Origin of the sequence: Kutzneria kofuensis (genome assembly GCF_014203355.1) — a bacterium.
Taxonomy (GTDB): domain Bacteria; phylum Actinomycetota; class Actinomycetes; order Mycobacteriales; family Pseudonocardiaceae; genus Kutzneria; species Kutzneria kofuensis.
Map to the genome: position 1 here is coordinate 3,983,411 of NZ_JACHIR010000001.1, position 22,865 is coordinate 4,006,275.

Below are 22,865 nucleotides of genomic sequence, written 5' to 3' on the forward strand. Positions count from 1 at the left end.
CGTGTCGGTCGCCTGCAATGCTTGGGCTGTGACCGACGACCCGGAGGGCGACCTGGCCACTCCGCCGCTCGAACTCGTGCTCTGCGCCGTGGAGGCGCCCCTGGCGCGGGCGTGGCTGACCGTCGCCGAGAACCGCCCCGGCATCCGCGTGCATCCCGGATCCGTGCTGGACATCGAGGCGCAGGCCGTGGTCAGCCCGGCGAACTCGTTCGGCTGGATGCGCGGCGGCATCGACGCGCTCTACTCCCGGGCCTTCCCCGAGGTGGAGCAGAACGTCCGCAGCGGTGTGCTCGCCTACCACGGCGGCGAACTTCCCGTGGGTGAGGCCATCATCGTGCCAACGGGTGAAGCCGCGCCCGAATGGATGATCAGCGCACCCACCATGCGTGAGCCCGGCGAGCAGCTGCCGGCCGACACCGTGAACCCGTTCCTGGCCGCCCGCGCGGTGTTCCGGCTGTGGCTGCACGCCCGGCTGGAGACCGGTGTCCCGGTGCGCGAGGCCGTCCGCACGATCGCCATGCCCGGCCTCGGCACCGGTGTGGGCGAGGTGGAGCCGCAGACCTGCGCCCGGCAGGTGGCGGCCGCGTGGGACGAGGTCTTCAGCGAGCTGCCGACGGGCAGCTAGGTCTGTTGACTGCCCAGTTCCCGGGCCAGTTCGAGCTCGTCGTGCAGCGGGATGTCGTAGTGGCCGATCTCGGGGATCTGCGGCTTGAGCCGCCGCGCCTCGTCGGCCGCGCCCGGTCGCACGGCGATCAGGCGGAAGTCCCGGCGCTGGTAGAAGCGCAGCGCGTCCAGGTTGTCGTTGGTGGTGGTGACGACCAGCCTGCGCACCTGCCGCCGCCGCGCCTCGTCGGCGACGGCGGTGACCAGCGCCGAGCCGACGCCCCCGTTGGGCGTCACGGCGTCGATGGTGACGATCTCCAGCGCGTCGCCGCTGACGTCGTAGGTGAGCAGGCCGGCGAGCCGGCCGTCCCGCACCGCGACCAAGCCCGGCAGCTCGGCCGGCCGGAACACGGTGCCGTGCGCGACGGCGGTGGCTGCTCCCCAGCGGCTGGCGATGAACCGGCCCAGCGCCGGCCGGTCCGTGTTCACGACGGGCTTGATCCGCAGCGTGTTCTCGGCCACCCGTCAACGGTGTCACACGGAATCGGCCTTCGGGCTACCTTGTGTGGGTGACGGTCAGCGTGTTGCTCGTCGACGACCACGAGATCGTCCGGCGCGGCCTGCGGGACCTGCTCGACAGCGAGGCCGACATCGAGGTGGTCGCCGAGGCCGGCGGCGTCGGCGAGGCCCTCGTGCTGGCCCAGGCCCGCCGTCCGGACGTGGCGGTGGTCGACATGCGCCTGCCCGACGGCGACGGCGTCACGCTGTGCCGGGACCTGCGGGCGCTCACCGACGGTCCCCGCTGCCTGGTGCTGACCGCGTTCGACGACGAAGAGGCCCTGGTCAACGCCATCCTCGCCGGCGCGTCCGGCTATCTGCTCAAGCAGGTCCGCGGCCAGGACCTGGTGCAGGCCGTCCGTGAGGTCGCTGCCGGCCGGTCGCTGCTCGATCCCGTGACGACCGCTCACGTGCTGGAGCGCATGCGCCGCCCGGTGCCGACCGACGAGCTGGCGGCGCTGACCGAGCAGGAGCGCAAGGTCCTCACGCTCATCGGCGACGGCCTGACCAACCGCCAGATCGCGGAACGGCTGTTCCTGGCCGAGAAGACGGTCAAGAACTACGTGACGGCGGTGCTGGCCAAGCTGGGCATGGAGCGCCGGACCCAGGCGGCGGCCTGGGTGGCGAAGAGGTCTAGGGACTAGAGCGGCCCAACAGCGCCCGCCCAGTCCGGCTACAACGGCACTTCCCAGCGCACCGACGTCCCCGTCCGCGCGCTGGATTCCACCACGCAGGTGCCGCCGGCGGCCTCGGCGCGTTCCTCCAGGTGCAACAGCCCTCGGCGGGCGACGCCGGGCGGGATGCCGCAGCCGTTGTCCACGACCTTGAGCCGCAGGCCCTTGTCGTCCCGGCACAGCGACACCGTGACGGCGTTAGCCCCGGAATGCCGCACGACGTTGGACAGCGCCTCCCGCAGCGCGGCGCGGGCATGGTCGGCGACCGTGGGGGGCACGTCGGTGAAGTCGCCATGGATCTCGAACGACGGCGCGAACCCGAGCAACTCGCCGGCCGTGGCGACCTCGGCGCGGGCGGTCTCCAGCAGCGCCGGCGACGGGTAGAGCGGGTCGGTGTTGCGCAGCGACCGGACGGTGGCGCGCACCTCGGCGATGGTCTGGTCGAGCTGGTCGACGGCGTCGGCCAGGCGTTTGCCCTCGGTCGGCGAGAGCTTGTTGCCCAGCTGCCGGCTGAGCAGGTCCAGTTGCACGCCGGCGCCGTAGAGCCGCTGGATGATCACGTCGTGCAGGTCGCGGGCGATGCGCTCGCGCTCCTGGTAGACGGCGACCCGCTCGCGCGCGGTCGCGCCCTCGGCCAGCACGAGCGCCAACCCGGCCTGGGCGGCGAACGAGTTGAGCACGTCGACGGTGGCCGGCCCGAACGGCTCGTGCCCGCGCCGCCGGTACACGGCCAGCGCGCCGAGCCGCCGCTCGCTGGTGCCGAACGGCACCACCGCGAACGGCCCGTACAGCCGCAGGATCGGCGGCACGAACGGGGCGGTGCTGGGGTCGGAGGTGAAGTCGTTGACCATCACCGGCTCGCCGCCGCGGGCCACCCGAGCGGCGACCGAGCGCGAGGACAGCACGGTGCCGACGGGGTCGACGCCGCCGTACGCCGCCTCCACGGTCAGCTTGTCGTCCTCGCCGCGCACGCCGACCAGGCACAGGTGGGCGCCGGCAAGGTCGGCCGCGCCCCGAACCACCAGCGGCAGCACGGCGTCGGGGTCCTCCCCGGACAGTGCGGCGTTGGTGATCTCGGTGGCGACCTGGAGGGTGCGGCTGGCGAGTGCGGGATCCATGATTCGCATTCGAGCCTAGACCGCCTCTCGCTGGCGCAGCCGGATCGTGCCGTCGCTCACCTCGATCAGCAGGTCGGCCTCGGCCGCCTCGTCGAGTCGGTGGGTGACGTGCACGACGGTACGGCCGGCCAGCCGGGTCCGCAGCCGCTGCCGCAACGCATCCGCGGTCGGCTCGTCCAGGTGCGCGGTCGGCTCGTCCAGCAGCACCAGGCCGGCGTGGTCGGCGCGCAGCAGGGCACGGGCCATGGCCAGCCGCTGCGCCTCACCGCCGGACACCGCCGCGCCGCCGGTGCCGACGACCACGTCCAGCCGGTCGGTCCAGGCGTCGAGCTGGGCGTCGCGCAGCGCTTCGCGCAGTCGGTCGTCGTCGGCCTCGGGATCGCCCAGCCGCAGGTTCTCCCGCACGGTCGTGGACACCAGCTGGGGCTCCTGCGGGCACCACGACACGATGTCCGGCACCTCGGCCACGCCGCGCTCGGGGGTGAGGAAACCCAGCAGCAGCGCCATCAGCGTGGACTTGCCAGCGCCGGACGGCCCGACCACGGCGACGTGACTGCCGGCCGGCACGTCCAGGTCGACGCCGCGCAGCGCCGGCCGCTCGGCCCCAGGCCAGCGCACGTCCACGCCGGCCAGGTGGATTCCGTACTCCGCCCCCGGCTTTCGCCCGTCCACTCCGGCCGGACGAACTTCCCGCTCCGTGCTGGTGTTGCGGGGAGAAGGGCTCTCCCGACGAGTCGAGCCCCCCTCCCCGCAAGTCCCGGTCAGCTCAGTGACCCGCTGATGGGCGGACCTCAGGGCACCCCACTGCTGAGCTGCCGGGGGGATGGCCGCGACCGCCTCGGTCGTGGCCAACGGCACCAGTGCCAACAACGGCACCAGCACCGGGTCGAGCCCGGTGGCCGAGGCGGCCAGCCAGGCGCAGATCAGGGTCGCCACACCGATCGAGCCGGTGACGAGAGCGTTTGCCGCGCCCGCGCCGAGCGCCTGCCGGCGGGCGGTGGCGGCCAGCTCGGCGTCCGCGGCGGCGAGTTCGGCGCGTCGGCGGCGGACCGCGCCGAAGGCGATCAGGTCGGGCGCGGCGTCGAACAGGGTGAGCACCTTGGCGGCGACATCTCGCCGGCCGGCGGCCAACGCCGAAGTCGCCCGCCGCTCCACGAGCAGGGCCACGGCCGGCCCACCGACGCCGGCGACGAGCAGCGCGACCGCCAGCACCGCGCCGGCGGCGGGCAGCACGGCCGTCTCCAGGGCGACCGCGCCGACGGCGATGAGCAGGCCGACCAGCGGCGGAACCAGCACGCGGGGCACCAGGTCCCGCACGGTGTCGGTGTCGTCGACCAGCCGCTGCACGCCGTCGGTGCGGCGCAGTGCGGTGGTGCGGGCCGGGCCGATGCGGACCAGGGCCGCCCACAGCTGCCCGCGCAGGCTGCCGCCGAGCCGGAACGCGGCGTCGTGGGTCACCAGGCGCTCCACGTAGCGCAGCGCCCCCTTGCCCAGGCCGAAGGCCCGCACCGCGACCACGGCGACCGCGAGCGCGGCCTCCGGCGGTTGCTGGGACGCGCGGGCGATCAGCCAGGCTGCGGTGGCGGTCAGCGCGATACCACTGCCCACGGCCAGCACACCGAGCAGGACGCCGATCATGGACCGGCGGTTCACCAGGTCGGCGATGCGTGCCTTGGGCGGTGCCAAGGCCGCCTTGGTGGCGTTCGCGACCGTGCCGGCGACCACGGCGGCGTCCTCCGGCGCGGCGATCCGGTGCGTGGCCAGCAGCACGCCCACGCCCTTGTCGGCGGCGTCGGCGACGGCCGTCATGACCAGGCCGGCGGTGGCCGGGTCCAGGTGCGCGGTCGGCTCGTCCAGCAGCAGCCAGCGCGCCCCCTGTTCCACGCGCAGCAGCGCGCGGGCGATGGCCACCCGCTGCCGCTCACCCGTGGACAGCTCCACGATCGGGCGCTCCAGCAGGTGCGCCGCGCCCACCCGGGCAGCCACGCCGGCCACGTCGCCGCCGACCAGGGCCAGCTCGTCCGCGACGATCTCGGCGCTGAAGGCCGGGCGCTGCGGCACCCAGGCCACCTGCCGTCGCCAAGTCGACAAATCCACTGTAGACAGATCGACACCGCCGACCGTCACCCGGCCCCGCGTCGGCCGCACGAAACCGAGCAGCACGGCCAGCGTCGTCGATTTCCCCGCGCCACTGGGCGAATCCAGCCGGGTGATGTGTCCTGATCGGACGGTGAACGAGGCCCCGTCGGGCGCGAGTTGGCCGCGCCGCTCCACCGAGAGCCGGTCAACGGTGATCTCGCCGTCGGCGATCTCGCCGCGGTGATGGTCGACGGCTTCGATCTCGGCGACGCGGCGCACCGCCTCCAGCCCGTCCTCGCTGGCGTGGAAGGCCGCGCCCGCGGAGCGCAGCGGCAGGTAGCACTCGGGCGTCAGCACCAGCACGAGCAGCCCGGTGGCCAGGCCGAGCGTGCCGCCGACCAGCCGCAGCCCGATGTCCACGGCGACCAGCGCGACCGACAGCGTGGCAATGGTCTCCAGCGCGAACGCCGACAGGAAGGCCACCCGCAGCGTCGCCCCGGTGGCCTTGCGGTGCTGCTCCCCGACCCGGCGCACCGCCTCGGCCTGCGCCTCGGCCCGGCCGAACGCGGTCAGCACCGGCAGCGCGCGCACCAGCTCCAGCAGGTGCCCGGACAGCCGTGCGGTGGCATCCGCCGACTTCGCCGTGCGCTGCTCGGTGTAGCGGCCGATGAGGATGGCGAACAACGGGATCAGCGGCACCGTGACGGCGATCAGCACCGCCGACTGCACGTCCGTGTACAACACGGCCAGGCCCACCAGCAGCGGCACCACGGCGGCGGTCACCAGCGCCGGCAGGTAGCGGGTGAAGTACGCGTCCAAGGCGTCCAAACCCTTGGTGGCCAATACGGTCAGCTCGGCCGGGCCACGCGTGGCAATCCACTCCGGACCGTGCGCCATGGCCCGGTCCAACGCCCGCGCCCGCAGTTCCTCCTTGGCCCCGGCGGCGGCCCGGGCCGACATCGTGTCCAGCGCCCACACCAGCGCCGAGCGGGCCACCACCGCGCCCGCCAGCAGCGCGAACGGCCGGTCGCCGTGCCCGGTGACCACGGAGGCGAGCACCGAGGACAGCGCCCACGCCTGCGCCACCACGGCGACGGCGTTGAGCACCGAGAGCAGGCCGCACACCACCAGCGCGCGGCGTGTGGTCGGCGACAGCGCCGGCAGATCTCCCAGCGGTCCGCGGCGGCTCACGGCACGTGCACCGGGGGAATGTGCGCGGCGCTGATGCGGCGGCGGAACACCCAGTACGTCCAGCCCTGGTAGACCAGGACGGCCGGCGTGCCGAAGGCGGCGACCCAGGTGATCACGCCCAGCGTGTACGGGCTGGACGCGGCGTTGGCCACGGTCAGCGAGTAGCTCGGGTCCACGGTGGACGCGATGATGGTCGGGAAGTCCGAGCCGAACAGCGACACCACCACGCTCGCGATGAGCACGCCCAGCAGCGCGAACGCCTGCCCCTCCCGGCCGGCCGCCAGCCGCACCAGCGCCCCTGCCCCGGCGAGCAGCCCGACGGCGGCGATCACGATCGTCACCAGCCCGCCCTGGCGCACCTGCACCAGCACCATCAGCACCGCCATCGGCAGCAGGCAGAGCGGCCCGACGCGCAGCGCCAGCGCACGCGCCCGCCGGCGGATCTCACCGTCGGTCTTGAGCGCCACGAACACCGATCCGTGCACCAGGCTGAATCCGGCCAACGCCAGCGCGCCCAGCACCGCCGGCCAGGTGAACAGCGCGCCCAGGCCGCCCTCCAGCACGCCGTCCTTGCCGATCGGCAGCCCGGTGGCGACGCCGGTGATGACCAGGCCCCAGCCCAGCGGCGGAATCCACGAGCCGAGCAGGATCACCAGGTCCCAGCCGTGCCGCCAGCGGTCGCTGTCCACCTTGCCGCGGTACTCGAACGCGACGCCGCGGCCGATCAGCGCGAGCAGGATGAGCAGCACCGGCAGGTACTCGGCCGAGAGCATGGTGGCGTACCACGGCGGGAACGCGGCGAAGGTGGCGCCGATGGCGACGATCACCCACACCTCGTTGCCGTCCCAGACCGGGCCGATGGTGTTCACCAGCACCCGGCGCTCGGTGTTGTCCCGGGCCAGCAGGCGGGTCAGCATGCCGACGCCGAAGTCGAAGCCCTCCAGGAAGAAGTAGCCCGTCCAGAGCGCGGTGATCACCCAGAACCACAGGGTAGGCAGGTCCACGGCAGGCTCCTCAGTACGCGAACGCGAGCACGTCGTCGTCGGGCTTCTTCTGGTCGGCGTCGCCGTCGCCCGGCGGCGGCATCACGCCCGCGACGCCCGCCTTCGCGTAGCGCACCAGCAGGAACACCTCCACCACCGCCAGCACGCCGTACACCACGGTGAGCGCGATCAGCGAGGTCAGCACCTGGCCGGCGGACACGCCCGGCGACACCGCCTGCGCGGTGTACATGAAGACACCGTCCACACCGGTCGGATTGGGTACCACCACGAACGGCTGCCGGCCCATCTCCGTGAAGATCCAGCCGAAGCTGTTGGCCAGGAACGGGGTCGCGATCGACAGCAGCGCCAGCCGCGGGAACCACTTCGTGCGCGGAACGCGGCCGCGCCTGGTCAGCCAGAGCGCGAGCAGCGCCGCCCCGGCCGCGATGGCACCGAACCCGATCATGAAGCGGAAGCCCCAGTAGGTGACCGGCAGGTCGGGCACGTAGTCGATCGGCTGGCCGGACAACGCGCCCAGGCTGGGGTCGACCGGGTAGTTGTGCCCGTACTTCTGCTCGTAGAGCGTGGTCAGGTCCTGCACGCCCTTGACCTCGGTGGAGAAGTCGTTGTGGGCCAGGAAGGACAGCAGCGCCGGCACGGTGATGCTCTTGACGTTCTCGCAGTCCGGCCGGGACACGTCGCCGTAGGCGAAGATCGAGAAGCTGGCCGGCGCCTCGGTGTGGCACAGCGCCTCCGCCGCGGCCATCTTCATCGGCTGCTGCTGGAACATCAGCTTGCCCTGGGTGTCGCCGGTGAGCGCGACCGCGGCGAACGCGACCATGCCGATCCAGGCGCCCAGCCTGAGCGAGGCCGACCACACCTTGCGGTCCGGATCGTCCACAGCGGACAGCTTGTGCTTCTTCCACAGGTGCCAGGCCGAGATGCCGACCAGGAACGTGCCGGCGACGGCGAAGCCGCCCGAGACGGTGTGCGTGAACGCCGCGATCGCCGTGTTATTGGTGAGCACCGCCCAGATCGAGGTGAGCCGGGGCCTGCCGTCCACCAGCTCGATGCCGACCGGGTGCTGCATCCACGAGTTCGCGGACAGGATGAAGTACGCCGACGCCGTCGAGGCCAGCGACGCCGCCCACAGGCAGGCCAGGTGCACCCGCTTGGGCAGCCGCTCCCAGCCGAAGATCCACAGGCCCAGGAAGGTCGACTCGACCATGAAGGCGACGATGCCCTCCATCGCCAGCGGCGCGCCGAAGACGTCGCCGACGAAGCGGGAGTAGGCCGACCAGGTCATGCCGAACTGGAACTCCTGGACGATGCCGGTCACCACGCCCATGGCGAAGTTGACCAACATCAGCTTGCCCCAGAACTTGGTCATCGCCAGGTAGTGCGCCTTCCCCGTGCGCACCCAGGCCGTCTGCATCACGGCGACCACAATGGACAGCCCGATGGTCAACGGCACCATCAGGAAGTGGTAGACGGTGGTGATCGCGAACTGCCACCTGGCCACATCGAGTACGTCCACGCTGGAAACACTGCCACCGGGCGGGGGTCCCCGCTCAGGTCCCGGCGTCCCGACCGCACGGGACCTTGGTCCTGGGTGGGCAGGGACCCTGTGACGCGGCTCGCGGCCCCCGAACGCATGCGCACGCTACAATGAGAGCTGCCTGAGGGGAGTAGTTCCCGGGGTCCGCCCTTCATCTCGGCGGCCCGGCGAGGCCATCGACATACTGGTTCCGCCATCGGAATCCGGTGCCTCACCCGCTTGACGCGGGCGAACGAGACCTCCGGCCGGGTGACTTCGCGCCCGGTCGGGGTCGCGCGTCTCCCCGTCCGGGCCACACGTGGGAGGGATCGGACCCCTGTGGCCGCAACGTTTCTGGTGCTGTTGACCGCCTTCGCCGTGGTGCTCGCGGTGGAGCTGCCGGACAAGACGCTCGTCGCCACCCTCGTGCTCACCACGCGCTACCGGGCCTGGCCCGTGTTCGTCGGCGTGTGCGTGGCGTTCCTGGTGCAGTGCGTGATCGCCGTGTCCTTCGGCAGCGTGCTGACGCTGCTGCCCGAACGGGTCACCACCGGCGTCGTCACCGTGCTGTTCGCCGTCGGCGCCGTCATGCTGCTGCGCGAGGGCTTCGGCGCCGAGGAGGACAGCGAGCAGGACGCCGCCCGCTCCGGCCCCGACGAGGTGTCCTTCCGCCGGGCCGCCCTCACCTCGTTCGGTGTGCTGTTCGCCGCCGAATGGGGCGACGCCTCGCAGCTGGCCACCGCCGGCCTCACCGCCCACTACGGCCACCCCTTCGCCGTCGGCCTCGGGGCGTGGCTCGCCCTCGTCGCCGTCGCCGGGGTCGCGGTGCTCGTCGGCCGCAAGATCCGCGCCCGCGTCCGCCCGCAGCTGATCCAGCGCATCGCCGGCTTCGTCTTCGCCGCCTTCGCCGCGTTCGCCCTGTACCAGACGATCGTCGGCTGACGGTCAGCTCAACGCCTGGGCGACGGCCGCCGCGGCGGCGACCACGAGCGGGCCGACGACGCTCTGGTCGAGGGGCTCCATGGAGATGACGCCGACGCTGGCCCGCAGCCCCGGCACGCCCCGCACGGGGGCGGCGACGCCGTAGGCGCCGGGCTGCAGCTCGCCGGTGCTGTCGACCCACTCGGGGCCGCCCGGCGGCAGGGACATGGCCTTGCCGCCGGCGCCACGGCTGACCGGGTGCCTCGTGCCCACCCGGTAGGCCACGTGATACGTCGTCCACGACGGCTCGATGACGGCAACCGCCTGCGCCTCGTGCCCCTCGGCGACGGTGAGGTGGGCGGTGGCCCCGACCCCCTCGGCAAGCTCGCGAAGGGGCGGCGTTGCGGCGTTGCGGAGCTGCGGCACGACCTTGGCGGCCAGCTGCAGCACACCGAGCCCCAGCCGCACCTTGGACCCGTCACGCAGCACGAGACCGCGGGCCTGCAACGGCACCAGCAGCCGGTAGACGGCCGCCCGGGAGGCGCCGATGGCGGTCGCCAGGTCGCTGATGCTCGGCGCACCCGTGTCCGAGTCCGCGACGGCCTGGAGCAGGGCGAGGCCCCGCTCCAGCGTCAGCGAACTCTCACGGGTGGCCGGCTCGACCATCTCAGACCGCCGGCCTCACGGTGCCGGCCACCTCGGAGATGCCGACCACGGTGCCGTCCTCGCCGGGCGCGGTCGCCGTGATCACAACGGTGTCGCCGTCCTCCAGGAACGTCCGCGAACTGCCGTCGGAGAGCTCGACCGGCTCCTTGCCGCCCCAGCTGAGCTCCAGGAAGCTGCCGCGCTGGAACTTGTCCGGCCCGGACACGGTGCCGGAGGCGAACAGGTCGCCGGGCCGCACGGTCGCGCCGTTCACGGTCATGTGCGCCAGCTGCTGCGCGAACGTCCACGACATGCTCGCGAACGGCGGGGTGGTGACGACGGTGTCGTTCCACGACACCCGCAGCGCCAGGTCCAGCCCCCAGTCGACGTCCTCGACGAGGTACGGCAACAGCGGGTTGGGCGGCGCTGGCGGCGCGACCCGGGCCCGGGACAGCGCCTCCAGCGGCGTGATCCAGGCGCTCACCGACGTGGCGAACGACTTGGCCAGGAACGGCCCGAGCGGCTGGTACTCCCACGCCTGGATGTCCCGCGCCGACCAGTCGTTGACCAGCACGACGCCGAAGACGTGGTCGGCGGCCGCGGACGTGTGGACCTCGCGGGCGACCGGGCCGCCGCAGACGAAGCCGACCTCGGCCTCGATGTCCAGCCGCACGCTCGGCCCGAACGCGGGGCCGCGCTCGCCCTTGCGCTGGCCCTTGGGCCGCACCACGTCCGTGCCGGACACCATCACGGTGCCGGCGCGGCCGTGGTAGCCGACCGGCAGGTGCGTCCAGTTCGGCAGCAGCGCCGCCCCGTCGGGCCGGAAGATCTTGCCGACGTTCTCCGCGTGGTGCCGGGACGAGTAGAAGTCCACGTAGTCGCCGACGGTGAACGGCAGCCGGGCCGTCGACAGCGGCGCCAGAACGGCCCCCTGCGGCGCCCTGGTGGCCGTGACGAGCTCGAGGAGCCGGGCCCGCAGTTCGCTCCACAGCGGCCGATCTGCGGCCAGCAACGGGTCGAGGCTGTCGGCCGACACCAGCTCCGCCAGCCGCTCGCCGAATGACGACGCGATCGGCCGCAGCGGCAGCGCCTGACCACCGACCCGGACCGCGACGCCCTCGTCGATCACTCCGTACGGCAGCGTCTGCGGCCCGAACGGGTGGTCCCCGGTGAACTCCGGGTCGTCGATCCAGGTCACAGCAGCCCCAGCTTCTCCAAGTCGGTCACCGGATCCGTCAGTGAGCACGACCCGTAGGACGCGAACACGCCGCGGACCGCGTGCGCGGCCGGGTCGGACAGCGCCTTGGCCTCCTCGGCCAGCTTCTCCCCGTCGGTCTCGGCCAGCGCCTCGCGCACGTCCTTGCCGGACAGCGAGCGCGCGGTGGCCACCAGCAGGTTGAGGAAGCCGTGGTGGGTGAAGCCGGTCTCCTCGGAGGTGTGCCGGACCGCGTTGTGCAGGCCGGCCGTGGCCTTGAAGGACACGCCGCCGCCGGAGACCACGGACAGGAAGTCCGCCACCTGGTCCACGCTGGGGAACGCCTCGTGGCTCAGGCCGCCGCAGCGCAGCTTCGGCCAACTGCCGTGCTCGATGACCCGAGCGACGCCGTCCAGCCATTCCGCGCCGCCCCGGCGCGGCTCGACGACGCGGATCACGTCCTCGGGCACGAACTCCGACACCCGCTCCAGCCACACCTCGTCGACGTCGGACGGGGCCGGCATCTCCACCATCCGCAGCGACAGCAGCTCGCTGCGCGACTCCACGATGGAGACGGCCTTCGGCACACCGCCGAGACCGGTGTCGATGACCAGCGAGATGGCCACCGGCTTGACCGGCTTCGCCTTGATCAACTCGGTGATCAGTTCCGGCAGGCGGGACGCCGGGCACAGGAAAAGGCCCAGCACACCGGCCCATTCGCCGGAGCGCCCGTCGAGGTGCCCACGGACCGCGTCGGCCATCGTCGCGTTGCCCGGCGGGAACAGCGCCGCGTCGTCGACGAGCCTCGCGAGCAGCGGCGGCGTGCCTCGTGGACCGGGCGCACGGAGTTCTACAGCGCTTGACACGGGTGACACGCTAGCGGTGTCACGGCAGCTGAACAAAGATGTCCGACTATCGGACACCTCGGAGAGCCCAATGCCTTACTACCGACAGGTCGGGGAGATCCCCCGCAAGCGGCACACCCAGTTCCGCACGCCGGACGGCGGTCTGTACGCCGAGGAGCTCATGGGCGTGGAGGGTTTCTCCTCCGATTCGGCGCTGCTCTACCACCGCCACCTGCCCACCGCGATCGTCGACGCGCAGACCGTCGAAGATCGTCGCTGCGGCACGAAACCGAACCTGCCGTTGAAACCCCGCCACTTCAAGACACCCGACCTGACCTGGGAGGACGCCGACGCGGTCACCGGCAGGCGGGTGCTGTTCGGCAACTCCGACGTGGTGATCAACTTCGTCGCGGCGACGGCCCCGAGCCCGCTGTACCGCAACGCCACCGGCGACGAGCTGCTCTACGTGCAGACCGGTTCCGGCGTGGTGGAGACGATCTACGGGGCGCTGCCTGTCGGTGACGGCGACTACGTCGTCATCCCCACCTCTTGCACCTATCGGGTGGTGCCAACCGCCGGCGAGCCGATGCGCATCCTCGTGCTGGAGGCGACCGGCCACATCGGCCCGCCCAAGCGCTACCTGTCGGCCAAGGGCCAGTTCCTGGAGCACTCCCCGTACTGCGAGCGGGACGTGCGCGGCCCGGCGGAGCCGCTGCTGGCCGACGGCGAGGACGTGGACGTGCTGGTCCGGCACCGGGCCGGGCTGACCCGGTTCACCTACGCCAACCACCCGTTCGACGTGGTCGGCTGGGACGGCTGCCTGTACCCGTGGGCGTTCAACATCCGGGACTTCGAGCCGATCACCGGCCGGCTGCACCAGCCGCCGCCCGTGCACCAGACGTTCGAGGGGCCCAACTTCGTGGTCTGCTCGTTCTGCCCGCGCAAGGTGGACTACCACCCGCTGTCCGTCCCCGTGCCGTACAACCACGCCAACGTCGACTCCGACGAGCTGATGTTCTACGTCGGCGGCAACTACGAGGCCCGCAAGGGTTCCGGCATCGGCATCGGTTCCCTGTCGCTGCACCCCTCCGGCTGCACGCACGGCCCGCAGCCGGGCGCGGTGGAGGCGTCGCTCGGCGCGGAGTTCTTCGACGAGACCGCTGTGATGGTGGACACGTTCCGGCCGCTGGAGCTCGGCGAGGCGGCCCAGGCGTGCGAGGACGACGCGTACGCCTGGACCTGGGCTCGCCGTCAGCGGGCCTGAAGCTCCTGGAAGCGCACGGCCGCGACGTGCGGGTGGCCGGGCAGCCCCACGGCGGCTGCCTGGCCGTGCTTCGGGTTGCCGGCCACCCACAGCGTGCCCGTGGCCGCGATGTTGGCCACCAGCCACGCCGGCCCGAACCGGGCGCTGACCGGCAACTGGCTACCGTCCGGCAGGGTCAGCGCCAGCCGCAGCCGCCCGACCAGCGCGGGATTGCCCGTCCACGACAGCAGCTGCACCGGATACGCCTGCCACGGGCCGTTGCGCAGCAGCTTGACCATGCGGTGCTGGTCACCGCGCCGGAAGAAGCTCGCGACGAGCGCGACGACCAGCACGAAGACGAACCCGATGGTCGCCGGGAGCCAGCCGTCGATGGTCAGCAACAGGTCGAACACCACACTGGCGCCGCACAGCCCGACGACGGCGAGGCCCAGGTACACGGCCCGAGCCGTGTTGGCCGCGGCCCAGCGTGACAGGTCCTCGTCCGTCACCGGCACGGGCTGCGGATTCGGCGGCGCCGGCACGACCTTCGCCGGCAGCGGGACGGGCAGGCTGTCGAGCATCACGGCCGCGACGCCGTCCGCGTTCGGGCCGATCAGCGACACCTCACGCTGCCGAGCCGCGAACTGCCGAACCGCCCGCTCCGTGTTCGTCACCCGCAGGTACAGCCGCCCGCCGTCGACGGACAGCAACGTCCACGCCCCCGCGCCGCCGACGACCTGGCTTCTCACCCGCACCGGCGGCGCGCCGTCCAGCACCGACTCGGCCGCCGGGAGCCACCAGCCGACCCTTGAGCGGAACTGGACGAAGGCGGTCACCGACACCGCGGCGAGGCCCAGCAACACCACTCCCAGCATGCTGAAGCCGCGATGCAGCACGAACATCAGCACCGCCAGCACGAGGCACACGACGACCGGCTGCACCAGCTTGCGCTTGCGCCAGTAGTTCAGGTGCAGCAGCACCGCCGGGTCGTTGAGCATCGGCGCTCCGACCTGCGGTCTCCACATGTCGTTCACGCGAACCTCACCATCCGTTCCCCCCTCTAGTTGAACCGGACGACCCCGGCGACGGGGAAGTCCGGCACGCCGACTCCGAGCGTTGCCCCGGGCAACGGCGTGCCCGCGATCCACAGCCGCCCGGAAGCGCGCACGTTCGCCACGACGTCCCGCTCCCAGGCGATCTTCGCCACGAGCTCGGCGCCGTCGTCCAGCCTCACGGCGAACGACCGGTCGGCCACCAGTCGCGCCGGGTACTCGACCAGCGGGGCCGCGAGCAGTCGACCGGCCCGCAACACCCGCTCGGGCCGCAGCCAGTCCCGGGCCATGCCGATCGCGATCACGATGCCCGCGACGGCGTACAGCCAGGCCAGCACCTGCGGCTGCGGACCGAGCTCCAGTCCGATGCAGATGGTGATCACGATGGTGAAACCCCAGCGGCAGACGAACAGCCGGAACGCGGCGTCGGCCACGGCGGTCGCCCGGCCTCGCGGGTCCCTGGGGCGGTCGGCGAGGCGGCGTTTCGAGAGCGGCCGGGTCGTCACCCTGGTGCTGTGCGGATACGGGCTGGCCTCGTCGAACACCGCGACGAGTCCCTTGGCGTCCGGTCCGACCAGCCACACCCGCTCGCCGCGAAAGCCTCCGTACCCACGCAGCATCATCTGGTCGGCACGGATCACCGCCGCGCCGGCGAGCTCGATGTCGGCCAGCCGCGCGGGCGCGGCGTCGAGCAGGTCGACCAGGGTCCGGTCCATGCGCAGCCGGTAGTGCAACATGAAGGCGCTGATCACCAGCACGGCCAGCGCCGCCAGGACCGTGCTCACCGGCAGGCCGAACAACAGGCACAACAGCGCCAGGAACACGTGTGTGCCCCACAGCCGCGCGATGCGGTCCCGAGACCAGGACTGCTCCCGCACCGCCCGTCGCACATCGGGATCCCGGCCGACCGGACCGTCCGTCGGCGGCTGCCAGACGGCAGTCCTCACCTTCTCCACCAATCCCCCCTCGGCTGACGCGGTGATTCCTATCAGGGGCGAACTCACCGCGGATACCGGGTTCATCCGACTGTGACCTGCACGAACGCACCAGTGCGAGCCGTGCCGCCCGATCTACCGCCGACACAGGAGAGCACGAGGCCCCCAAGTGGCCGAGCCGCGCGCGGAACGCGCGCCATCCAAAACTGTCAGGGGGTGCCCATATGGTCGTCGCATGGACGTGGAAGCAGTGCTGGCGCAGGCGCCGGACCGCCAGGTGGCGACCGGGGCCAGCAAGCTGGCGGCGCCGGCGAAATGGCCGGAACTGGGCCGCGACGACGCCGCGCTGTGGGGGCTGTGCCAGGGCAGCGGCAAGAGCCCGTACCAGGTCTGCGTCGACCTGTCGGACCGGGCGACGAAGTGCTCGTGCCCGTCCCGCAAGTTTCCGTGCAAGCACGCGGTGGCACTGCAACTGTTGCACGCCAACGGTTCCACCCAGGAAGGCAGCCAGCCGGAGTGGGTGGGCAACTGGCTGCGCGCCCGGCACAACCGGGCCACCACGGAGCGGAAGCCGGCGCAGCCGGGCAAGCGTCGCGAGGAGTCGGTGCGGGCCGGCATCGCCGGGCTCACGGACTGGCTGACCGACCTGTCGGCCGGTGGTCTGCACACGTTGCCGTCGCGGGAACCGTTGTGGTGGCAGGGAATCATGGCCCGGATGGTGGACGCGCAGGCGCCGGGCATCGCCTCGGCGATCGGCGAGCTGCGGTCCGTGGTGGCGGCGAACCGGCCCCGCTGGTACGACGAGGCGACCGACCACATCGGACGGCTCTACCTGCTCACCAAGACCGATTTCTCCGACGCGGCAAGGGTTCGGCTCGGGTTCACCACCACCGAGCAGGAGGTCCGGGCCGGTGAGAGCTGGTCGGACGACTGGGTCGTCCTACTCCGCATGGACAGCGACGACGGCAAGGTCCGCACGGTGCGGCAGTGGGCTTGGGGGCGGTCCCGCAAGCAGTGGGTGTACACGGCGCGGCACGCGGCCGGCGGCGCGATTCCCGTGCCGGCAATGACTCCTGGGGCGGAATTGACGGCGGTGATGCATCCCTACCCGGGCGGTTTGCCCCGGCGGGTGGCGGTCGGCGAGGTGACGCGGTCCGGCCCGGCGGGCCCGATCCCGTTGCCGGACACGTGGGAGCAGGCGCTGGCGGCGGCCGAGCCGCTGCTCGTCAGCGACCCGTGGCTGCGGCTGGTTCCGTTGTGCTGCAAGGCGACGAAGCCGGCGCGTGACGACAAGTCGCTCTACCTCATCGACGCCACGGAACGCGCGCTGCCGGTTCGAGCGGGCGCGTCGCTGGCGCAGGCGCTGGCCCGCACGGGTGGCGAGCCGTTCGACGCGATGGGGTTGTGGGACGGAAACACGGTGCAGCTGTGCGCGATCGCCGAGCCGGGGGCGTTCCCGGAGGTGGTGTCGTGAGCATGGAGCAGCGGTGGCAGGACACGGTGCAGCAACTGCTGGTCGGCACACGGCGGGGCAACGTCGACCGGGACACGCTGCTGACCGACTGTGCGGCGCTCGGGCTGGCCCGGTTCGGGGCGCGGCTACCGATGACGCCGGACGACCTGGCGCCGATTCCCCTTGCCCCGCCGGAGGATGTGCAGCTCGCGGGCGAGTCCGCGCGCAACGTGCTGGCGCAGGTGCTGGGCTGGGACGACGAGGCCCTGCTGACGGAGTGGTGCGCGGCGGCCAGTCGGGCGCAAGTCGTTGCGGCGCATGCCCAGTTGCCGCAGCTACTGGCCCTCGGCGGCGCACGTCCGACGCTCCGGCCGGCGATCCGGCTGGTGCTCGGCGCTCGCGGCCAGTGGCTGGCGCAGCTGAGCAAGGACTGGGCGTGGGCGGTCGGCATCAACGAGCAGGAGCCGTACGACCCGGACGCGCCGGCGGGCAAGCGGCTGACCGCGCTGCGGCAGTGGCGGCGCGCCGATCCGGCGGCGGTACGGGCTTTGGTCGCCGAGCGGTTCCCGGAGGAGCGCCGGGCGACCGACCGGCAGCTGCTGCTCAACGCGCTTGAGGTCGGGCTGTCCATCGAGGACGAGCCGATCCTGGAGGCGGCGCTGGACGACCGCGCCGCCGGCGTGCACGACCTCGCGCTGCGGCTGCTGCGGCGGCTGCCCGGCACGGCGCTGGCGCAGCGGGCGGAACGCCGGCTCTGGGACGGACTGCGCGACGCCGACGTCATCCCGGACGGCCGGTTCGAGCTGGAGCCGGACGCCGCCGAGCAGCGGGACCTCATGCACGACGGCAACGCCGAGACCGGCATCGCCGGCCGGCTGCGGGCGGCCGCCGCGTCGGTGCCGCCCGAGTTCTGGGAGCTGGAGCAGGTGGTGGCCAGTCCGTGGGCGAAGCCGTTGCTGCAGGGCATCGCCGACGCGCTGCCGCTGGCCGCCGACCCGGTGCCGTGGGCGTTGGCGGCGTCCGAGGTGCTGACCGGCATGGCGTTGCTGGACGCGATCGACTCGCTGCCGGCGCGGACGGCCGCCGAGGTGCTGGTCGCCGTCTCCCACGACTGGAAGTACGACCTGCTCGACCACGGCTGCTCGCAGCTGCCGGGCCCGTGGTCGGCGGCGACCACCGAGGCGCTGCTCAACCGCTTCATCGTCGCGGTCACGCCGGGTTGGCGCACCGGGCGGCCGCCGCCCGTGCTGCTGACCAGGGGCGATGTCGGAGTGCTCACGGAGCAGTGGGCACGGATCGCCGAGCGCTGGCCGGAACACACCAACGAACAAGCAGTGCTGCATTTGCGCGTCCAACTGCGGGACGCGTTCGATCGAAGGGGCGATCAGTGACCGAAACAGTGCTGCGGCCGTCAGCCGAGCAGCAGTACGCCAACGAGTTGACCGCCCTCGCGGCGGTCGACGACCGGCCGAAGCCGCCGATGTGGCGGCTGTCCCCGCAGGCGGTCGTCCGCTACGTGCTCGGCGGCGAGCTGCCCGACGGCACCGCGATCACCCCGAAGTACGTCGGCGACCGGCGGATCGTCGAGGTTGCCGTGGCGACGCTGGCCACCGACCGGGCGCTGCTGCTGGTCGGCGTGCCGGGCACCGCGAAGTCGTGGCTGTCCGAGCACCTGGCCGCGGCGATCAGCGGCGACTCCACGCTTGTCGTGCAGGGCACGGCCGGCACCAGCGAGGAGTCCGTCCGCTACGGCTGGAACTACGCGCGGCTGATCGCCGAGGGGCCGAGCGAGGCGGCGCTGGTGCCGAGCCCGGTGCTGCGGGCGATGCGGACCGGGGCGATCGCCCGGGTCGAGGAGCTCACCCGGATGCCGTCCGAGGTGCAGGACTCGCTGATCACGGTGCTGTCCGAGAAGGCGCTGCCGGTGCCGGAGCTGAACTTCCAGGTGCAGGCCGTGCCCGGGTTCTCGGTGATCGCCACCGCGAACGACCGGGACCGCGGCGTGAACCAGATGTCCTCGGCCTTGGCCCGCCGGTTCAACACCGTGGTGCTGCCGCCGCCGGCCACCGAGGACGCCGAGGTGGAGATCGTCTCCAGCCGGGCCGCCCAGCTCGGGCGGGCGCTGCAGCTGCCGGCTGAGCCGCCGGCGCTGGAGGAGGTGCGCCGGGTGGTGCGGGTGTTCCGCGAGCTGCGCAGCGGATCCACTGTGGACGGTCGTACCCAGCTGAAGAAGCCCAGCGGCAGCCTGTCCACGGCCGAGGCGATCTCGGTGATCACCAGCGGCATGGCGCTGGCCGCGCACTTCGGCGACGGCCGGCTCGGCGCCGACGAACTCGCCTCCGGGCTACTCGGCGCCGTGGTGAAGGACCGGGTGTCGGACACCGCCGCCTGGCAGGAGTACCTGGAGGCCGTGGTGAAGGAGCGGCCGGACTGGCGCGACCTGTACCGCGCCTGCCAGGACCACGACCTCGCCGGTTACGCCTGATGCCCAAGCTGCCCGACCGCGTCACGCTGCTCGGCATCCGCCATCACGGGCCGGGATCGGCGCGGATGGTGGCTGCCGCGCTGGCGGCCGTCCAGCCGGAGCTGGTGCTCGTGGAGGGGCCGCCGGAGGCCGACGGCCTGGTCGCACACGTCGGCGGGCTGACCCCGCCGGTCGCCTTGTTGCTGCACGACGAGTCCGATCCGGCGACGGCCGCGTTCTGGCCGTTCGCCGGCTTCTCGCCGGAGTGGCAGGCGCTGCGCTGGGCCGACGAGAACCAGGTGCCGCTTCGGTTCTTCGACCTGGCCGCGGCGGCCACGCTGGGCGAGGACGACGAGCCGGACCGGGTCGCCATCGACCCGTTGGGGCTGCTCGCCGAGGCGGCCGGCTTCGACGACCCGGAGCGCTGGTGGGAGGACGTCGTCGAGCACCACGCGGCGGCCGACCCGATCGGGCTGGCGCAGGCCGTCGCCGAGGCGATGACCGCGCTGCGCGACGAGTTCGCCGACCACGTCGGCCAGCGCACGCTGCGGCGCGAGGCGGCGATGCGGCAGGCGCTGCGCAAGGGCCTCAAGGACGTGCAAGGCCCGATCGTCGTCGTGTGCGGCGCGTGGCATGTGCCGGCCCTGCTGGAACTGCCTACGGCTACGGCGGATTCGGCGCTGCTCAAGGGCCTGCCGAAGAAGAAGATCAGCGGCACCTGGGTGCCGTGGAGCCACGGCCGGCTGGCCAACGCCGCCGGTTACGGCGCCGGCATCGCTTCCCCCGGCTGGTACGCGCACCTGTGGGAGACGGCCGCGGCCGGCGACGCCGTGCCGCGCTGGTTCGCCCGCGCCTGCCAGGTTCTGCGTGAGGAGGACCTGCCCGCGTCGACGGCGAGTGCTGTGGAGGCCGTGCGGCTGGCCGACGCGCTCGCCGCCATGCGCGGACGGCCGTCGCCGGGGCTGGCGGAGGTCAGCGAGGCGACGCTGGCCGTGCTGTGCGGCGGGGACGACACGCCGCTGCGGCTGGTGCACGAGAAGCTGGTGGTCGGCGAGGAGCTGGGCATGGTCGGCGAGGGCGTGCCGCGCTCGCCGCTTGCCGCCGACCTCGAACGCCTGCAACGGCGGCTGCGCATGCCGGCCGCCGCGATCGAGAAGCAGATGCGGCTCGATCTCCGTAAGGACATGGACCGCGAGCGGTCGAAGCTGCTGCGCCGGCTGCGGGTGCTGGACGTGCAGTGGGGCGAGCCGGACAGCACGTCGAGCACCGGCACCTTCGCCGAGGCGTGGCGGGTGCGGTGGGATCCGAGCCTGGCGGTCGCCGTCGCGGCCGCCGCCAGGCACGGCACCACCGTCGAGGCCGCCGCCGAGCAGGTGCTGCGGCAGCGGGCCGAGGAGGCGGACCGGGTCGCCAAGGCCGCCGAGGTGCTGTGGCATTCCGTCGGCTGTGAGTCGCCGGTCGCCGTGGCCGCCGCTCGGCGAGCGCTGGACCGCTGCGCCGCCGCGGCGACCGATGCCGCCGAGCTGTTGGCGGCGTTGCCGTCGCTGGCCAGCACCGTTCGGTACGGCTCGGTCCGTGGCACCGATCCCGAGCTGCTGCGCTCCGCGCTGCATGGCCTGCTCGCCCGCGGCGCGGTCGGGCTGCCGTTGGCCTGCCGCAACGTGGACGACGACACCGCCGACCAGTTGGTCGCCGCGCTCGACGCCGCCCAGGACGCCGCCGGCCTGGCCGCCGATGACGATCATCGGGCGGTGTGGCGGGACGCGCTGCTCCGGCTGGTCGCCCTGCCCGACGCGCACGGTCTACCCGCTGGCCGGGCGACCCGGCTGCTGTGGGAATCCGGCGATTTGGACACCGATTCCGTGGCGGCGCGGCTGCACCGGGCGGTGTCCGCCACCGCCGGAGCGACGGCGTTCGTCGCCGGCTTCCTGCGCGGCTCGGCCGCGTTGCTGGCCGCGGACGACCGGCTGTTCGCGCTCATCGACACCTGGCTGACCGGCCTCTCCGGGGAGGCCTTCGCGGACGCGCTGCCGCTGCTGCGCCGGGCCGTCGGCGAGTTCAGCACGGCCGAGCGCCGCACCCTCGGCGACCGGGTGATGGCCGGCGACAGCCGGGCCGTCACCGTGCCCACCGGCGACTGGGACACCGAGCGGGCCGAGCGCCTGGCCGCCCACGTCCGCGACCTGATCGGAGCGACCGCATGACCGACGAACGGCAACGGCGGTGGCGGCTGCTGCTCGGCGGCGCGGCCGGCGAGATGGGCGGTCTCGGCGAGGACGACCAGCGCCGGGACGGGGCTCTGACCTCGCTCTACGGTGGCGGCGGCGAGGGCCAGGACGGCAAGCGCAGCGCCGGCCTCGGCAGCAGTTCGCCGGTGCTGCACCGCTGGCTCGGCGACGTCCGCACCTACTTCCCCACCTCCGTGGTGCAGGTGATGCAGCGGGACGCCGTCGAGCGGCTGGGCCTGAACAAGCTGCTGCTGGAGCCGGAGCTGCTGTCCACGGTGGAGCCGGACGTGCGGCTGGTCGGCACGCTCGTCTCGTTGTCGAAGGCGATACCGGCTCGTACGAGGGAGACCGCGCGGGCGGTGGTGCGCAAGGTCGTCGAGGACGTCGAGCGCAAGCTGGCCGACCGACTGCTGGCCGCCGTGCACGGCGCGATCGACCGGTCCAAGCGCACCCACCGGCCCCGACTGTCCGATGTGGACTGGGCGACGACGATCCGGGCCAACCTGAAGAACTACCAGCCGGCGCAGAACACCGTGGTCGTCAGCGACCTGATCGGCCGGCAGCGGCGGTCCCGCACCGCGTCGCTGCGGGACGTGGTGCTGCTGGTCGACCAGTCCGGCTCGATGGCCGAGTCGGTGGTCTACTCGGCGGTGTTCGGCGCGGTGCTGGCCTCGATCCGGGCCGTGGACACGAAGCTGGTCGTGTTCGACACCGAGGTCGTGGACCTGACCGAGACCCTGGACGACCCGGTGGACGTGCTGTTCTCCACCCAGCTGGGCGGCGGCACGGACATCAACCGGGCGGTCGCGTACGGGCAGTCGCTGATCAAGCGGCCGGCCGACTCGGTGATGGTGCTGATCAGCGACCTGTTCGAGGGCGGCGTGGCCGGCGAGCTGCTGCGCCGGGTGCGGGAACTGGTGGCCAGCGGGGTGACCGTGGTGGTGTTGCTGGCGCTGTCGGACAGCGGCGCGCCGGCGTACGACCACGAGCTGGCGGCCCGGCTGTCCGAGCTGGGGGCGCCCGCGTTCGCGTGCACACCGGACCGGTTCCCCGATCTATTGGCCGCTGCCCTGCGCCGGGATGACGTGGCAACCTGGGCTGAGGAGGCGGGCATGGCCGTCGGCAGATGAGTCGGCGCTGG

The 22,865-nt window shown here is 72.8% G+C and carries 19 protein-coding genes; 9 read left to right on the top strand and 10 right to left on the bottom strand.

Annotated features, from left to right (window positions below; all coding sequences use genetic code 11):
- Positions 1–28 precede the first annotated feature (28 nt).
- Positions 29–625: a macro domain-containing protein gene (locus BJ998_RS18330; RefSeq protein WP_312890186.1), complete on the top strand. Its 597-nt coding sequence runs from the start codon at positions 29–31 to the stop codon at positions 623–625.
- Here BJ998_RS18330 and BJ998_RS18335 read toward each other — a convergent pair.
- A complete protein-coding gene (locus tag BJ998_RS18335) occupies positions 622–1,125 on the bottom strand; it encodes a GNAT family N-acetyltransferase (protein ID WP_312890187.1) in 504 nt (167 codons plus the stop codon). The genes BJ998_RS18330 and BJ998_RS18335 overlap by 4 nt on opposite strands.
- A gap of 47 nt (positions 1,126–1,172) precedes the next feature.
- Here BJ998_RS18335 and BJ998_RS18340 point away from each other — a divergent pair, with 47 nt between their 5' ends.
- On the top strand, positions 1,173–1,805 hold the full coding sequence (locus tag BJ998_RS18340; protein WP_184863271.1) for a response regulator: 633 nt from the start codon (positions 1,173–1,175) through the stop codon (positions 1,803–1,805).
- Between the two features lie 29 nt (positions 1,806–1,834).
- On the opposite strand, the gene BJ998_RS18345 is transcribed toward BJ998_RS18340, so the two are convergent.
- From BJ998_RS18345 to BJ998_RS18360, 4 genes are read right to left on the bottom strand one after another with little or no spacing between them, the layout of a single operon-like run.
- Entirely contained in the window at positions 1,835–2,953 is a 1,119-nt protein-coding gene (locus BJ998_RS18345) for a GAF domain-containing sensor histidine kinase (RefSeq protein ID WP_184863273.1), read from the bottom strand.
- Between the two features lie 15 nt (positions 2,954–2,968).
- Positions 2,969–6,223 (bottom strand): thiol reductant ABC exporter subunit CydD, encoded by a 3,255-nt coding sequence (gene cydD, locus BJ998_RS18350; protein ID WP_312890188.1) that lies wholly within the window; start codon positions 6,221–6,223, stop codon positions 2,969–2,971.
- Positions 6,220–7,227 carry a cytochrome d ubiquinol oxidase subunit II gene (gene cydB, locus BJ998_RS18355; protein WP_184863275.1) on the bottom strand — a complete coding sequence of 336 codons (1,008 nt, stop codon included), beginning with the start codon at positions 7,225–7,227 and terminating at the stop codon, positions 6,220–6,222. The genes cydD and cydB overlap by 4 nt, the downstream gene beginning before the upstream one ends.
- Positions 7,228–7,237: 10 nt before the next feature.
- Positions 7,238–8,743, bottom strand: coding sequence for a cytochrome ubiquinol oxidase subunit I (locus BJ998_RS18360; protein WP_184863277.1), 1,506 nt, complete (start codon positions 8,741–8,743; stop codon positions 7,238–7,240).
- A 339-nt stretch (positions 8,744–9,082) separates the two neighbouring features.
- Here BJ998_RS18360 and BJ998_RS18365 point away from each other — a divergent pair, with 339 nt between their 5' ends.
- On the top strand, positions 9,083–9,685 hold the full coding sequence (locus tag BJ998_RS18365; RefSeq protein WP_312890190.1) for a TMEM165/GDT1 family protein: 603 nt from the start codon (positions 9,083–9,085) through the stop codon (positions 9,683–9,685).
- A 3-nt stretch (positions 9,686–9,688) separates the two neighbouring features.
- Here the strand turns inward: BJ998_RS18365 and BJ998_RS18370 are convergent, their stop codons facing one another.
- Genes BJ998_RS18370 through BJ998_RS18380 form a run of 3 tightly spaced genes read right to left on the bottom strand, consistent with a single transcriptional unit; the run spans position 9,689 to position 12,370 of the window.
- On the bottom strand, positions 9,689–10,330 hold the full coding sequence (locus tag BJ998_RS18370) for an IclR family transcriptional regulator (RefSeq protein ID WP_184863279.1): 642 nt from the start codon (positions 10,328–10,330) through the stop codon (positions 9,689–9,691).
- 1 nt (position 10,331) lies between these two features.
- Positions 10,332–11,507, bottom strand: coding sequence for a fumarylacetoacetase (gene fahA / locus BJ998_RS18375; protein WP_184863281.1), 1,176 nt, complete (start codon positions 11,505–11,507; stop codon positions 10,332–10,334).
- On the bottom strand, positions 11,504–12,370 hold the full coding sequence (locus BJ998_RS18380) for a hypothetical protein (protein WP_184863283.1): 867 nt from the start codon (positions 12,368–12,370) through the stop codon (positions 11,504–11,506). Before BJ998_RS18380 ends, fahA begins: the two co-directional genes overlap by 4 nt.
- A gap of 70 nt (positions 12,371–12,440) precedes the next feature.
- Between BJ998_RS18380 and BJ998_RS18385 the strand changes: the two genes are divergently transcribed.
- On the top strand, positions 12,441–13,613 hold the full coding sequence (locus tag BJ998_RS18385) for a homogentisate 1,2-dioxygenase (RefSeq protein ID WP_184863285.1): 1,173 nt from the start codon (positions 12,441–12,443) through the stop codon (positions 13,611–13,613).
- On the opposite strand, the gene BJ998_RS18390 is transcribed toward BJ998_RS18385, so the two are convergent.
- Both BJ998_RS18390 and BJ998_RS18395 read right to left on the bottom strand, forming a co-directional pair.
- Complete coding sequence (locus BJ998_RS18390; RefSeq protein WP_184863287.1) at positions 13,601–14,617, bottom strand: hypothetical protein; 1,017 nt, start codon at positions 14,615–14,617, stop codon at positions 13,601–13,603. The genes BJ998_RS18385 and BJ998_RS18390 overlap by 13 nt on opposite strands.
- A gap of 35 nt (positions 14,618–14,652) precedes the next feature.
- Positions 14,653–15,591: a hypothetical protein gene (locus BJ998_RS18395; RefSeq protein WP_184863289.1), complete on the bottom strand. Its 939-nt coding sequence runs from the start codon at positions 15,589–15,591 to the stop codon at positions 14,653–14,655.
- Between the two features lie 223 nt (positions 15,592–15,814).
- Between BJ998_RS18395 and BJ998_RS18400 the strand changes: the two genes are divergently transcribed.
- Genes BJ998_RS18400 through BJ998_RS18420 form a run of 5 tightly spaced genes read left to right on the top strand, consistent with a single transcriptional unit; the run spans position 15,815 to position 22,854 of the window.
- Positions 15,815–17,053: an SWIM zinc finger family protein gene (locus BJ998_RS18400; RefSeq protein ID WP_184863291.1), complete on the top strand. Its 1,239-nt coding sequence runs from the start codon at positions 15,815–15,817 to the stop codon at positions 17,051–17,053.
- Between the two features lie 2 nt (positions 17,054–17,055).
- Entirely contained in the window at positions 17,056–18,423 is a 1,368-nt protein-coding gene (locus BJ998_RS18405) for a DUF5691 domain-containing protein (protein WP_246489320.1), read from the top strand.
- The gene (locus tag BJ998_RS18410; protein WP_184863295.1) at positions 18,420–19,517 is read left to right on the top strand and encodes an ATP-binding protein; all 1,098 of its coding nucleotides are present in this window, start codon (positions 18,420–18,422) and stop codon (positions 19,515–19,517) included. The genes BJ998_RS18405 and BJ998_RS18410 overlap by 4 nt, the downstream gene beginning before the upstream one ends.
- On the top strand, positions 19,517–21,700 hold the full coding sequence (locus BJ998_RS18415; RefSeq protein WP_184863297.1) for a DUF5682 family protein: 2,184 nt from the start codon (positions 19,517–19,519) through the stop codon (positions 21,698–21,700). The genes BJ998_RS18410 and BJ998_RS18415 overlap by 1 nt, the downstream gene beginning before the upstream one ends.
- On the top strand, positions 21,697–22,854 hold the full coding sequence (locus BJ998_RS18420; protein ID WP_184863299.1) for a VWA domain-containing protein: 1,158 nt from the start codon (positions 21,697–21,699) through the stop codon (positions 22,852–22,854). The genes BJ998_RS18415 and BJ998_RS18420 overlap by 4 nt, the downstream gene beginning before the upstream one ends.
- The last annotated feature ends 11 nt before the right edge of the window (positions 22,855–22,865 follow it).